The organism is Klebsiella sp. TF21-TM, assembly GCF_019753495.1.
Lineage (GTDB): Bacteria > Pseudomonadota > Gammaproteobacteria > Enterobacterales > Enterobacteriaceae > Klebsiella > Klebsiella quasipneumoniae.
Genome location: NZ_JAIJYL010000023.1, coordinates 19575 through 33624 on the forward strand (window position 1 = coordinate 19575; position 14050 = coordinate 33624).

At 50.8% G+C, this 14050-nt stretch carries 7 protein-coding genes and 1 pseudogene; 6 read left to right on the top strand and 2 right to left on the bottom strand.

From position 1 onward, the window contains the following. Window positions 1–31: 31 nt before the first annotated feature. From K5R89_RS19715 to K5R89_RS19725, 3 genes and pseudogenes are all read left to right on the top strand, one after another. A pseudogene (locus tag K5R89_RS19715) lies at window positions 32–857 on the top strand (TetR/AcrR family transcriptional regulator). Next, window positions 796–1710, top strand: coding sequence for an MDR family oxidoreductase (locus tag K5R89_RS19720; RefSeq protein WP_224222706.1), 915 nt, complete (start codon window positions 796–798; stop codon window positions 1708–1710). The pseudogene K5R89_RS19715 and the gene K5R89_RS19720 overlap by 62 nt, the downstream one beginning before the upstream one ends. Before the next feature lie 118 nt (window positions 1711–1828). Continuing rightward, window positions 1829–2761, top strand: a complete 933-nt coding sequence (locus K5R89_RS19725; protein WP_048336040.1) for a nucleoside recognition domain-containing protein — start codon at window positions 1829–1831, stop codon at window positions 2759–2761. On the opposite strand, the gene K5R89_RS19730 is transcribed toward K5R89_RS19725, so the two are convergent. Then, a complete protein-coding gene (locus K5R89_RS19730) occupies window positions 2672–4294 on the bottom strand; it encodes a carboxylesterase (protein WP_217259287.1) in 1623 nt (540 codons plus the stop codon). The two genes, K5R89_RS19725 and K5R89_RS19730, sit on opposite strands and share 90 nt — an antisense overlap. A 272-nt stretch (window positions 4295–4566) precedes the next feature. On the opposite strand from K5R89_RS19730, the gene pmrD reads away from it, so the two are divergent. Both pmrD and K5R89_RS19740 read left to right on the top strand, forming a co-directional pair. Further along, window positions 4567–4812, top strand: coding sequence for a signal transduction protein PmrD (pmrD, locus tag K5R89_RS19735; RefSeq protein WP_023290305.1), 246 nt, complete (start codon window positions 4567–4569; stop codon window positions 4810–4812). A gap of 129 nt (window positions 4813–4941) precedes the next feature. Beyond that, the gene (locus K5R89_RS19740) at window positions 4942–6396 is read left to right on the top strand and encodes an AMP nucleosidase (protein ID WP_087824150.1); all 1455 of its coding nucleotides are present in this window, start codon (window positions 4942–4944) and stop codon (window positions 6394–6396) included. Between the two features lie 304 nt (window positions 6397–6700). Here the strand turns inward: K5R89_RS19740 and K5R89_RS19745 are convergent, their stop codons facing one another. Continuing rightward, the gene (locus K5R89_RS19745; protein ID WP_072413413.1) at window positions 6701–7558 is read right to left on the bottom strand and encodes a hypothetical protein; all 858 of its coding nucleotides are present in this window, start codon (window positions 7556–7558) and stop codon (window positions 6701–6703) included. A gap of 246 nt (window positions 7559–7804) precedes the next feature. Between K5R89_RS19745 and K5R89_RS19750 the strand changes: the two genes are divergently transcribed. Next, window positions 7805–13981 (top strand): ATP-binding protein, encoded by a 6177-nt coding sequence (locus K5R89_RS19750; RefSeq protein WP_139165059.1) that lies wholly within the window; start codon window positions 7805–7807, stop codon window positions 13979–13981. The last annotated feature ends 69 nt before the right edge of the window (window positions 13982–14050 follow it).

The following is a 14050-nucleotide window of genomic DNA, read 5'->3' on the forward strand; positions in this document are numbered from 1 at the left end:
TGACAAACAATTAAACCATACGGTCTAAATGATGAATCCCGCTACCTCCGCCAACCAGAAGCCCCGCCGCGGCCGACCGCCAAAGGCCGATCGCCAGTTTGTCGACACGCGACAGGCATTGATTCGCTCGGGCCTGGAGGTGCTGACCGAAACGGGCTATCTCGCAGCGGGTATTGATGCGGTGATCAAGAACATCGCCGTGCCGAAGGGGTCGTTTTACCACTGTTTCAAAAGCAAGGAGGCCTTTGGCCTCGCCGTGCTTGCCGCCTATGGCGACTACTTTGCGCATAAATTAGATAGATTCCTGCTGGACGACGCCGTGCCGGCGCTGGAACGGATGGCGGCCTTCGTGCGTGATGCCGGTCAGGGAATGGAGAAATACCAGTTTCGTCGCGGCTGCCTGGTAGGCAACCTGCTGCAGGAAGCTCCGCTGTTGCCCGAGGCATTTCCCCAGCGGTTGCAGACCATCCTGGCGGCATGGGAGGCGCGCGTGGCCCGCTGCCTGCACGAGGCGCGGGCTGCCGGGACGATCGCCAGCGACACCTCACCGGAGACGCTGGCCCAGGTGTTCTGGATCGGCTGGGAAGGCGCGGTGATGCGCGCCAGGCTGGTCCAGTCCGCCGCTCCCCTTAACCAGTACTGGGATTTCTTTGCGCACACTATGATGACAATAACACCTGCACAGGACGGCGATAGCGCCGATAACTCCCTTCAGACGAGGAATACTCAGTCATGAAAGCATTAGTTCTGGACCAGATTGACAACCGCACCGTGGCCACCGTCAAAGCGATTGACCTGCCCGCCCTTACCGAAGGCGACGTGCGGGTCGCCATCGACTGGTCGAGTCTCAACTATAAAGATGCCCTGGCGATCACCGGCAAAGGCAAAATCATCCGCCAGTTCCCGATGGTGCCGGGGATTGATTTTGCCGGCCGGGTAAGTGAAAGCCGCGATCCGCGCTTTGTTCCCGGCCAGGCCGTGATCCTCACCGGCTGGGGCGTGGGCGAAAACCACTGGGGCGGTCTGGCCACCGAGGCCTGTGTCAAAGGCGACTGGCTGGTTGCCCTGCCGGAGGCGCTCAGCGCGCGCCAGGCGATGATCATCGGCACCGCCGGCTTCACCGCGATGCTGTGCGTCGATGCCCTCGTCAGCGCGGGCATCACCCCGGAAAGCGGTGATATCCTGGTCACCGGCGCCAGCGGCGGGGTCGGCAGCACCGCCGTGGTACTGCTGAAAGCGCTCGGCTACCGGGTGACGGCCGTATCGGGCCGCGAGTCGACGCACGACTACCTTCGCCAGCTCGGGGCCGACGCCATCCTGCCGCGCAGCGACTTTGCAGAGACCCGCCCGCTGGAGAAACAGCTGTGGGCGGGCGCGGTGGATACCGTTGGCGGCACGATGCTGGCCAAAGTGCTGGCGCAAACGCACTATCGCGGCTGCGTCGCCGCCTGCGGTCTGGCCGGGGGCTTCGATCTGCCAACCACCGTGATGCCGTTTATTCTGCGCAATGTGCGTCTGCAGGGGGTGGATTCGGTGATGGTGCCCACCGCAGAACGCGACGCGGTGTGGCAGCGTCTGGCCCAGCTGCTGCCGGAAAGCTACTACCAACAGGCAGCCACGGAAATCACGCTGGAGCAGGCGCCAGCGTATGCCGCAGATTTCCTCAGCAACAATATTCATGGCCGCACGCTGGTCAACATCGGCCAGTAATCCTCTCCTCCCGGCGCCCCACGGCGCCGGTCCCCGGGGCGATCCTGACATATCATTTCCTTCCCCACGGGATTATGATGACGCGAACGAATGGCTTTGCGAGTGGTAAAGAACGTAAATGGATGTCATAAGCATCATTATGGCGGCGGGCAAATCGTCCGTTGACGTCGCGCTGTATACGCTGTTGCCGATCATGGTGATCATGCTGATTATCATGAAATATCTGGAGGTCCGCGGCATCCTCGATGTGATTGTGCGCTGGGTTGCGCCATTGCTGAAGCCCTTCGGCTTAACCGGGATGAGCGCCTTCGCCCTGATCCAGATTAACTTTGTCAGCTTCGCCGCCCCGCTGGCCACGCTGTCGATTATGGACAAACGCGGCGTTTCTGACCGGCAAATGGCCGCCACCCTTGCCATGGTCTTCGCCATGGGGCAAGGCAACGTCTTTTATCCCCTCACCCCTTTCGGCCTGCACTGGCTGGCCTCGATCGTTATCTCAGTGGTCGGCGGCCTGTGCGCGGCGGCGGTCGCCTGGCACGTCACCGGACGGCGCCTATCGGTCGCCGAGAACCCTCGCGCGGAAGCGCTGCCCAACGCCGAGCAGAACAGTCAGGGCATTCTGGCGGTGATCAACAGCGCCGGCTCCGACGCCATCCGCCTGGCGCTCGGCGCGGTGCCGATGCTGATCCTGTCGTTAACCATCGTCGGACTGCTGCAGGGCGCTGGCGTCATCGACCTGCTGCAGCAGCTACTGAAACCGGTGCTCGGCTGGCTGCATATTCCGCAGAACTTTGTGCTACCGGCGCTGGTGAAGTGCGTCGCCGGGGGCACCGCTTATTTTGGCGTCATTTCCGAGCTGATCCAGCAGGGCAAAGTCACCGTCAGCCAGGTCAACGCCTCGGCAGGCCTGCTGATCCAGACCTTCGATCTGCCCGGGATCGGTATTTTCCTCGGCATCAGCTCACGGTTTGTCCGCCTGTTTCGCTTCGTGGCTCCCGCGGCGATCGTCGGCATTCTGCTGCGCACCGTCCTGCACCTGATCCTCTTTTAACGCCTCCGCGCTGGCCTGCGCCTTCAGGCAGGCCACTACCGCCGCCTGCTCGCCGCAGGCGATATGCTCATCGACGCGGGCCAGCATCCACGGAAAGAAAGGATTGGAGGTGACGCGCATTAACGTCTCCAGCCCCACGCTCAGCGTCCCGGTCTCTCCGCGCAGTGAAATGGTGCCCAGACTAATGCCGTAGCGGTTCTTCTCGTCCGGCTCACGACCATACAGCGAGTCGCTCAGGGGAAACGGCACTGCCACATGCGACAGGGAGTACATATCCGCCGGCCAGGCAAGGTGTAAGGGATAACGATGCTCTTCCCGTTCCTGCGCCAGCGTGGTACGGGCGATGGTCTGCAGGGTGTGCGCCGTCGCGTTGGTCACCACCGTCGTGGTATAGGCCCGCGGCGCCGGCGGCAACAGCGTATTCACCGCCGCATAAAGCGCGGGACGGAACAGGACCCGGAGATCCGCCGCCTGGTTTATGTCGAACACCACCAGCTCGCTGCCGTTGTCCGGCAGGTAGCGATACAGGGACTCCACCACCGCCCGGGTGCTGACGGTGGAATCCATTACCGACTGAAAGGTGAGGACCGGCGGCAGCGCTTTCAGCGCCCCCTGACGGGACGCGCGAATAATCTGCTGCTGCAGCGCCTGGCTCAACAGCCAGGACTGTCTCGCCGCTTTTACCGGAAACGAGTTGTACTTGAACGGATTAAACTCAGGCGCCACGTTCAGCCAGGCCGCGCGGGCAAACGCCGGGAAGATGGACGGCAGCCCGGCGAGACCGGCAAAACGGGCAAACGCCGTCACGCCGATCATCGGCGACAGCAGGATAATCTGCTGCGGCTGGCGCAAGTGGCTGTCCTCCAGGCTATCGAGGGCATACTTGAGCGCCAGCGCGCCGCCGTTTGAGTAGCCGACCAGATGCAGCGGCACGTCCGCCCCGGCCAGGCGCGTCGCTTCCCGCACCGCCAGACGCGTTGCCGCCAGCCAGGTCTCCCAGTCAACGGCGGTTAACGCTCCCGCCGCGGTGCCGTGGCCCGGCAAACGCGGCGCCACCGCCACATAGCCCCGCTGCCGCCAGAGCTGCGCCAGATAGCGCACGCTGTAGGGCGAATCGGTCAGGCCATGGAGCAGCACCACGCTGCCGCGCGGCTTGCCCTGCGGCAACAGTATAAAAGAACGGTTCCAGTCCTGCGTAAACTGTCCCGGCCAGACGCGGCTGTGGCGATAAAAGCGGTTGACGGGGGTTTTATCTTCCTCCGGTAAAGCATCCGTCACCTCGCGCTGGAGATCGGCGAAAATGGTCTTCTCCCGCGCCAGATATTGGGCAAAGGTCGCCTGGTCGATCTCTTTGGCCGCCATCTCATTGCCGCGCCAGGTATGCCAGCGATGCAGCGCCGGGCCGCGCTGCGACTCATAGATCCGTCCGGCGAGAAACACCACCAGCAGCGCCAGCACCGCAATGCTCCCTTTTTTCAGCAGTGAGCCGATAACGGCGCCCGACGTTCGCCAGTGTCGTAATAGATGCTTCATAACGCTCTCTCTGATATTTATCGCGTAGCCGAACGCGTTCTGCCCTTTTCCTGACAGGCGCTTCTCACGGTCTGCTTTTCAGCATAGTCATCGCTTCCGGCAAATTAAACCCGGCAGATCATTCCCTGCCGGCGAAAAAAAACCTACCGCTGAGATCAACGTTTGGTCGCCTGTTTTTAAACACTGCATAAACCAGCGGGATAATCTTATTGTCAGATTTTTAAGAAACATGAATTATCGGCGGATGTGTCACCAGGAGAGGAAAAAAACAGATGGAGTGGTGGGTAAAAAAAGTCCAGGATAATTCTCCGTCCAGCCCCTGCCGCGTCGTGCTCCAGAGCGGCGCACTGGAGATGATCGCTGAGATTGAAGCCTGTCGCCTCCGCCTGCGGGAAGGGGATAAACTCACACCGCTGGCCGATGCGCGCTATTGTCTGAATAATAATCCGGCGCAGACATTGAAGATCCGCAACGCCAGCCATTATAGCAGCGCGCGCTGGGCAAACGCCGGTAAATAAATCGAGTCCGGCCCCTGTGCCGGTATTGATCTGAGTATCTTCGCAACTGACAGATAAATTCCCCTTCGCCCTTTTCCCGCTGTGACATACTATCGGGAATGTCAGCAGACCTGAAACAAGGAGCGAATCATGAATAACAAGGCCGCCAGTCTGACCCCGGAACAAGCGCTTGCCGAGCTGGAATCGCGTTATGAAGCCTCGGTCACGGCGTTGCGCAAAGCCATCGGCGACTATATTGACCATCATACGCTCCCTGATACCGAAGCCCGCGCGGAAGGCCTTTTTGTCTATCCGCAGCTGTCGGTCTCCTGGGACGGCGCCGATCATAAAGCCCTTAAAACGCGCGCCTGGGGACGTTTCACCCATGCCGGGTGCTATACCACTACCATCACCAACCCGAAACTGTTCCGCCACTATTTACTCGAACAGCTGACCCTGCTGTATCAGGACTATGGCGCCCATATTAGCGTCGAGCTGTCGCAGCATGAAATCCCCTACCCTTACGTGATAGACGGTTCCACCCTGACCCTTGACCGTTCGATGAGCGCCGGTCTGACGCGCTATTTCCCCACCACCGAGCTGTCGCAGATTGGCGATGAGACCGCGGACGGCCTGTTCCATCCTACCGAGTTCTATCCGCTGTCGCACTTTGACGCCCGGCGCGTCGATTTTTCGCTGGCACGTCTGCGGCACTATACCGGCACCCCGGCGGAACACTTCCAGCCCTACGTGCTGTTCACCAACTATACCCGCTACGTGGATGAGTTTGTCAGCTGGGGCTGCAGCCAGATCCTCGATCCTGACAGCCCCTATATCGCCCTCTCCTGCGCCGGCGGGATCTGGATCACCGCCGAAACCGAAGCGCCGGAGCAGGCCATTTCCGATCTGGCGTGGAAGAAGCACCAGATGCCGGCCTGGCATCTGATCACCCACGATGGCAAAGGGATCACCCTGATTAACATTGGCGTCGGCCCGGCCAACGCCAAAACCATCTGCGACCACCTGGCGGTGCTGCGCCCGGATGTCTGGCTGATGATCGGCCACTGCGGCGGCCTGCGTGAAAGCCAGGCAATCGGCGACTATGTGCTGGCCCACGCCTATCTGCGCGACGACCATGTACTGGATGCGGTGCTACCGCCGGATATTCCCATCCCCAGCATTGCCGAAGTGCAGCGCGCCCTGTACGACGCCACCAAGCAGGTGAGCGGGATGCCGGGCGAGGAAGTGAAGCAGCGGCTGCGTACCGGGACGGTGGTCACCACCGACGACCGTAACTGGGAGCTGCGCTATTCCGCTTCCGCGCTGCGCTTTAATCTCAGCCGCGCGGTGGCTATCGATATGGAGAGCGCGACCATCGCCGCCCAGGGCTATCGCTTCCGCGTCCCCTACGGCACGCTGCTCTGCGTCTCGGACAAGCCGCTGCACGGTGAGATCAAGCTCCCCGGTCAGGCCAACCGCTTCTATGAGGGGGCCATCTCTGAGCATCTGCAGATCGGCATTCGGGCCATCGACCTGCTGCGCGCCGAGGGGGATCACATGCACTCGCGTAAGCTACGCACCTTCAACGAACCGCCGTTCCGCTAACCGGCGACGGGGGAAGAGAGAGGAAAACGCTGGCGTTCCCCGCAGGGGAGCGTCAGTGCCCGGGTGAGCGAAACAAACGTCCCGGCGGTGGCTGCGGATTATGAGTCCGCAAGGAAACGGACAGACAGAAAAGCAAAAAGCCTGCTCGAAAGCAGGCTTTTTAAATTTGGCTCCTCTGATTGGGATCGCCTTTGCCATTAACTGGCTGATTGGTAAGCTAAAGTAAAATTTCTTGGTTGTCAAGACCACCAGAATGACCACCATTTAGATTATATATCTAGAATGGTGCTAATCAGCGCGCCTATTAAAGAGGATGTGAAATCTTGAGCTCATTTGATCTACTGGCACTAATTTGACGCTCCATCAATTGTGCTTCATGTAAAGCTGCATCACTGAAACTTTTACCAGTTAGAAGAGTATCAATTGCTTTAAATAATGACGAATCAAACTGGTTATGAAGCCATTGATATCTCCCCCAACGGAGTTTTTTAAACTCAGAAGAACACTCTTCACCAAATGCAACTAAAATTAAGTTTACAATATTATCATCGCAATGCCATGCCACTTTGGATGGCTCATTCTTTCCTGCCTTCAATAAATAAATGGAGCGCATCAAAATAGTGCAATAAGTAGAATAAAGTGCCCACACAAATTCACCAATATGTGGCCTTACCAACTTAACTTCTTCAGAGCTGGCATTGATTAAATATGTCATATCAAATTGTTCCAATTCATGTGAGTATTTATGTAATCGTGTATCAGTATAAAAATTTTTCATTTCTTCATCAGTAAGAACGTCCGTAAAAGAGGCTGCACCCGGGAAGTTTTTGCGAAAGTCGATTATCCCCTTCCAAAGAATATCGACTGCATCAATTTTTCTTGAAATTGTTGCTTTTTGTACCTCAGAGAAAGACGCAGCAGCAATTTTTAATATGTTTGATTGTCGATCGAATTCTGCCTTCATATCTGTTAGATGAGCATCGCCTTCGTTTTTAAGTTCAGCCTTAAGCCTCTCTAATTTATTATCATATTCATTTTTAATACTTAAATGAATTCGGTTTCCAATCCAGGTTCTAAAAAGCCATCCAACACCAGTCAGAAATATCAGACTGAAAGCGGTGGATGTGATCGTTTGTAAAAGGAAACTTCCTAATATCTCCATTTTTAATCCCAGTTATTGTTTATCGCTGTGAGAAAGCATCCTAATTCGATGCGGCCAATCCTACCATTTTATACTGAAATTTACTGTAACTTAATGAATTTATTGGTTTAATTAATTTTATGAGGTATCTGTTTGATTCTCTTGCTTTTGTCTTGCAAGTATCCGAGTAATGTATTTGAATATTAAGAATATAAAAGTTCAATGACTTGGTGTATGTAATCATTTTGTTGGGAGGTTGTTGGTATTATGAGTGACCGAAGACCAGAAAAGCGATTTAGTAACAGCCCCCTAAGTGCCGCCCACAGGGGTTACGTCTACCAAGATTTGGTCACGGCGTATCTATTCATCTGTTGCCTTGTTCGCCGAGACGAGAAGATAACAGTTGATCGCAAAACCGTTGAAGACGATCGTTTTGATGATATCGAGGTCATTGCGAATGGGTGTAAATTACGTAGACAACTTAAATCAAGTGAAAATATAACTAGGCCATTAACTTTCGATGATTTTGATAAAAAGAATTCATCTTTACGGTTTGATCGATTGGTCAACACGTTTCTCTCCTCAGAAGATAATACTGCTACAGAAGAATATCGCCTCTGTGCAACATGGCAGTATCCTGATTCTGACGACCCTGTTGTTGAATTACTTATACCAGCTGATAGTGCTGGTACTTTCGATGGATACTCCACGGAGCTATATTATTTAGACCCTGATAAGGTCTGGCCGAAAAGTTCTTCCCCAGTATTTAAACCATTGGTGAGTATTCCTGAAGGGGAAGCTGTACCTAGTCGCAATGATGTAATTGCTTTTTGCGAGCGGTTTATTATTGAAATTGCATTTCCTGCTGCTTCCCTTGATCTTGAACATCCCGGTCCTCTCGAAAATTTACTATTAAAAATGCTTGTGGAGCATGTTGGTATAGGTCGCTATCCAAATGATGAACGCCGCGTGGAAGATGTGGCGGCACTGGCAGTTCATATTGCAAATGTTGCAAGGACAAGAGGAGAATCATTATCGCCATCCCTTATAGCGCAACGTTTATCACTCCGTACCGACTTTGGTCGTATTGCTCAAGCATTCCCTTTAGACAGAGCTGTTTTATTCGAGCGAAAGTCATTACAGAAACAACTCTTTGAGGCAGCACAACAACAAGGGGTTCATCTTGTTCTTGCTGGTCCAGGGGCTGGTAAATCATGGTCTTTGACGCAGTTGTCAGAAGAACTGGTACAACAGGATTTTATTGTTGCTCGCCACTATTGTTTTTTGGAACCAGGGGATGAACTGGTTGAACGAAGAATTACAACAAACGTTTTCTTCGCTAATTTGCTGGCTGAATTGCATGAATCCTGTCAAAAAAATGCAATCCCTATACAACAGGTTTTTTCTTCAGGTATTCATGAGCTCGAACAGACCTTAGGTGAAATCTCTGCCTCTGAAAGACATACTGTGATCATTGTTGATGGGTTGGATCATATTGCACGTGTTCGTGATTCATCATTAGACCTCAGTGATAATGAAACAGATATTGTTGAACAATTGGCAACGCTTGAACTACCAGAACGAGTAACACTAATTATCGGCTCGCAACCAGGAAAACATCTTGAGCCATTACGGGAAGTATACAACTCTAATTTAAACGAATACGTTGTTGAATCTTGGTCATTGGAAGAGGTCAGGGAGCTAGCGATAAAACTTGGGTTAGGTACTGCACTAGCAGAGATTAATCTACAAGAAAAAGAAAATAACGTAATACAAATACTGTTCCAGCGCTCGGAAGGTAATCCTCTATATACTCGCTACCTTTGTTTTGGTCTGATGGATGGTCTTTTATCTGGTGCAATTACTGAACCGTTTGAATGGCTCATAGGGGTGCCCGACCTAAATGGCGATATTAAACATTACTACGGGCACCTGTATTCGTCGGCAGGTAAACAAGCCCAGGCTATTGCTGATCTTATGGGGGTGATGGATTTCTCAGTAACTGAAAGGGAATTATGTGAAATTGTCGGTCCATTACTTAGAGGATATGTTTCCGCAGCACTACAGATCCTACGTCCTGTCCTAACCCAGGCAACTACTCAGGGCGGCATGAGGATATTTCATGAAAGCTTTCGACGTTTCATGATTGATGAGCTGGTTCGTCAGGGAAGACAAGTTGCTGATATTTTATATCCCGTTGCAGTATGGTTGGAAACACGAGGTTTTTTTGTTGATGCTAAAAGTTATCGCTTTTTGCTACCAATTATGAGGAGAGCTGGAAGAGATAACGAAATTCTGACATACGTTTCAGCATCATTTGTACGTGACAGTGTCGCTCATGGCTATCCTTCTGAGGCTATTCGAAAAAATATTATGCTTGCGACGGATGTCGCTGCTCGTACTCTTAACTGGCCTGCATTGGTCCGCTATGCTGAATTATCCAGAGCACTTAATTCTTGCTTTGAGGAAGGGAATAATGATTGGCAAGAGTATTGGCGGACTTACTACTCTATTTATGGTGCTGATGCATTAGCCGAGAGGTTGTTGTTCGATGGTCGTCCAACACTAACTCAAAAAGAAGGTTTACTGGCCTGTCAGTTAGTTGATTCCAAGGGGGTTGCCGCGCCTTGGCAAGAATACTTATCTATTACAACAGAAATAGAAGATAGACTCGATTATTCGGATACTGAGTCTCATGATGACGTTCGTTGTAATAATGAAGAGGAAGCCCTCGCAACTATTTACGGTGCGTTACGGTTAGGGCGGTATAGACAAGTTATCCGACATATTTATTGGAATCTATGTCGTTCAGGGTTGCTTTTTTCGCCTTGGTTCTTGCGTAATTTAGCTCAACAACTTGCTCAGTTTACGTCCCCAGCCTTAGTCGAAAGAATTTGCCATAGAGGGGATCCTATTTATACCGGACGCTACAGATTACCAGACAGATCTGTCTGCCTCTTATTTCTTGGTCTTACTGATTTCTACCGGAATATAAAAGCAGTAGATGACAGTCGGCATTATGCCGAAATGGCCTTATGCCAGGCTGTTACGCCAATAGAAGCTATGTGGTGTGTTGATGCTGGAGCTTCAGGTCAACGTGCACTTGATATAGTACGTAATGAGCTGAAAGTTGAAACAACTCCAGCAAATGAGCGTTATTCACCTGAAGCCAAGTTTGTACATCAATGGGTGGCATCAGTACGTCTGAAAGCTCGCGATGTGGATTGTGAGAGGTTTTTCCAGCTTCAACGACTTAGTCTGGAGGGAGACGGCTGGTATCGCTGTTGGTTGAGGTTTGTTCTTGCTGTTGCATTGGCTGAAGCGGCTGCGGTGAACAATGAATCATACGATATTCTAGCCGCTTTTGAAGAATTAACTAAGGACACAAGACCATTCGTTGGTAGCCCCAGAGCCTGCGATCTCTATTCGATACATCCCATTATCAAAGCGAGTCTCGTTCGTGCACTTAAACTCCTCAAAACTCGTGAGGAGTGGGAAAAAGCTCTAAGTATTATTTCCATGGTTCGTAATGATACGACAACATATCTGGATCGAGATGAAAATAGTCCGCTTTCAGGAGATGTATTGTATTCATTTTTTCTTGCACACACTGTAAAGCCCGAGATTGCAGATTTAATCATTAAAAAGCTAGAAGATGAGCTTGAATCTATGGAAGCAAATGGCACTTATTACAGTGTACATGCACTAGAACGAATGAAGTTGGCTCAACTTTATGCGAAAACGTCCCCCTTGGAGGCAATCAAGCACTGGCAACAGGCCATTGTGTTTTTATTAGGCTATGGTTTTCGAAAAGATATTACATTGTTTGATATCATCGAATGCGTTCCTGCATTAAGACTTCATTCAAGAGAATCAGCGATACGTGCACTGATTAGTCTCCGCCCACTACTAAGTGCAGTACTTTGTCATACCGATCATAGAACGACAAAACATGCCCCCAATGCATGGTTTAGTTCACTGTTGCAAGTTGACGAAGTTCAGGCAATCGAATTACTTAATCGTACTCTAATGTATGAACGAGGTGTTTTTTCTTGGACAAGTATAGAGGCGCAGAAGGAGACATTACGTCAACTGGCTGACCGGGGGGATTCAATTTTATTGAATGCACTATGGTCAACATTATTGGTTGATATTGACTATGAGAATGCCGGAGAAGCAGTAGTAAAAGAGAGGCTGTCCTCTGTCCAACGCTTACTTACACAATATCCGGCTTATGTTCAGGAACGATTCACAGTACTTTGTGCAGAAGTATTTAATGATTCTTCTAACTACCAATTAAGCGCGGTTGGGCCTTTGCGGCAATTTGCCGAAGAACATAGTCTGCATATGCCTGCTTACAAACTACATGAAACGAATAAAAATAGAGAAACTCGTCGAAGAGAATATATCGGAGATACATCTCCGATCACCTCTATAGCTTTACGCATTCCAGTATTTCCGCCAGCACCAAAATTTGTCGAACTGCTAACGATATTGCGAAAGCTTTCAAAATCAACTCTTTCTCGTGTTGAATATCAAGAGTCTGTTTCACTACCATTAAGCTATATAATGACGGAAATGGTACAAAGAGGAGAAGAAGATCAGGCTCTGCGTCTACTCTATTTTTTTGTTCACGAACGTTCTTATTGGTCGCTGGAAAGTATTACGCCGGTATTGTGTCTGGCAGAGTGTCTGGATAATTCTGGACATGAAAAATTGGCTGTTGTTGCCTATACGCTTGCTTTCACTTCGGCAAGAGGAGGACGGGGATGGCTCAATTTTGGTGATGACACACAATCTGCACCTCTCCGTCGGGCTCTGGAGATGGATAAAAAGTTGGCACTGCAAACGCTGGCACAGGAGACGCTCCGACGGCTAAATATGGACGGCTATTATGGGTTATCCCGTCACCTGATTGAAAGGATAGCTGACTGGGGCGATCATGAACTGGCAGTGAATGCCTGGGAAGAGGCCTTCACCATTATTGAAAGCCGATTACCGCTCCCCGGTCAAATTCATGTGTTTGAAAAACTTGAACTTCATGCTACCCCTGAATGGTCTTTGGATGAATCACTTTGTGTGCTTTTACTCACGAATACAGGTAATGCGGTCATCTCCAGACGGATAGCAGCCCTGTCAGGTGTTGCTCGACTGGTAAAAGAGAGAACAGAACTCTTTTATAACCCTCTAAAATACTATCTGATGCATACCAGTAGTGTTTCCTCACTACAATCCATACTACAGATTCTTAACGAAACGCTGGCAGATGTAACTGCTTTGGTTCAAAGGCTCAAAGAGCCATTAAGGGATTATACTCAAAGTCCTTCATTAAGTTTGTCACTGTTGGCCAAGCTTCTTTTAACGCGTATCAAAGAAACATCATTTAACGCGAAAACAACTATGTTATTGGCAACTGGCACACCTTCAAATAAAGCTATGGAATTAGTTTCCTTTGCTGATGAAAGCTGTTTATTGAATATTTTTCAAGAAGTATGGCCTGAGTTACCTACCCTTATGGCTACCAGAATGGAATCATATATTACTGATGATGCTTTAAATGTTTTCCAGCATTTTATGAAGAAACGATACGAACTCAAGTATGACCGAGGAAATTACGTAAAACCTTCAGCTCGAACTTTGCTATGGCATACTGAATTATTTCTTGCCATTTTTGATGACGTTTTGACCGAATTTCCGGCACAACTCTGGCGTAAGGGATTATGGGAAGCAGATATAGAACGTCGCATCCTGGGACAAATTCTGCCTTTTATGCCTCTTCATCTGGCTCTGGATGCCAGTCGGATCCCCAGACCAAATTGGCCGTTATATGAAAGTAAACAATATAAACTGGCAGAATTTACACGGGTCTCTAACGAAGACCCAACATGGGGGGGATGGATAAGATTAGGACTGTTTGAACAATATTATTTCCGGGCAGATGGTAAAGATTATGGCCCCATGGACAGGAGAACGGTGCAGTGCGCTGCGATTGTCAGGACAAATCCTGATGGGATGGTTCCTCCGCAAGTATCGCCTTTGGGCAGTGATGATGCCTTAGTTTGGTGGGAAGATATTGATTGGATGGAGGCCATGCAGGCTCGAGCAAAGCCACAATTAGTTAAGCTGGATAAAGTCAAAGACTGGTTGGATGATGTCTTTGTCCTGCTTCCTCCTGCGGCTCTGAAATATGATGCACAATTGAAATCATCTCATTACGCGGGGCCGCTATGCTGGTACGATGAGAATGACCAACCGGCCGTTGTATTACGAACATGGCGGGTTAAGGGAAAAGGTACTGGTGACATAGATGCCCACGTAATTATCGGCGCTGATTTAATTATGCATCCCAAACTGGAAAAGGTATTGCATACGGCATACAGCGGACCTCTTAAAGAGCTTAATTCTGTTCACTGCGAAACCATTTCGTCGAAGTGCGGAGAATAAAACAATTAGGAAGTTAATGGGCAGAGGAAGACATATGTTTCAGCTGCCCAATAGCATTTTTTAATATAA

Bases quoted from the DNA above. Each gene is read 5' to 3' on its own strand.
- K5R89_RS19745 (WP_072413413.1), bottom strand. From the start codon at position 7,558: ATGGAGATATTAGGAAGTTTCCTTTTACAAACGATCACATCCACCGCT.
- pmrD (WP_023290305.1), top strand. From the start codon at position 4,567: ATGGAGTGGTGGGTAAAAAAAGTCCAGGATAATTCTCCGTCCAGCCCC.
- K5R89_RS19730 (WP_217259287.1), bottom strand. From the start codon at position 4,294: ATGAAGCATCTATTACGACACTGGCGAACGTCGGGCGCCGTTATCGGC.
- K5R89_RS19750 (WP_139165059.1), top strand. From the start codon at position 7,805: ATGAGTGACCGAAGACCAGAAAAGCGATTTAGTAACAGCCCCCTAAGT.
- K5R89_RS19740 (WP_087824150.1), top strand. From the start codon at position 4,942: ATGAATAACAAGGCCGCCAGTCTGACCCCGGAACAAGCGCTTGCCGAG.
- K5R89_RS19725 (WP_048336040.1), top strand. From the start codon at position 1,829: ATGGATGTCATAAGCATCATTATGGCGGCGGGCAAATCGTCCGTTGAC.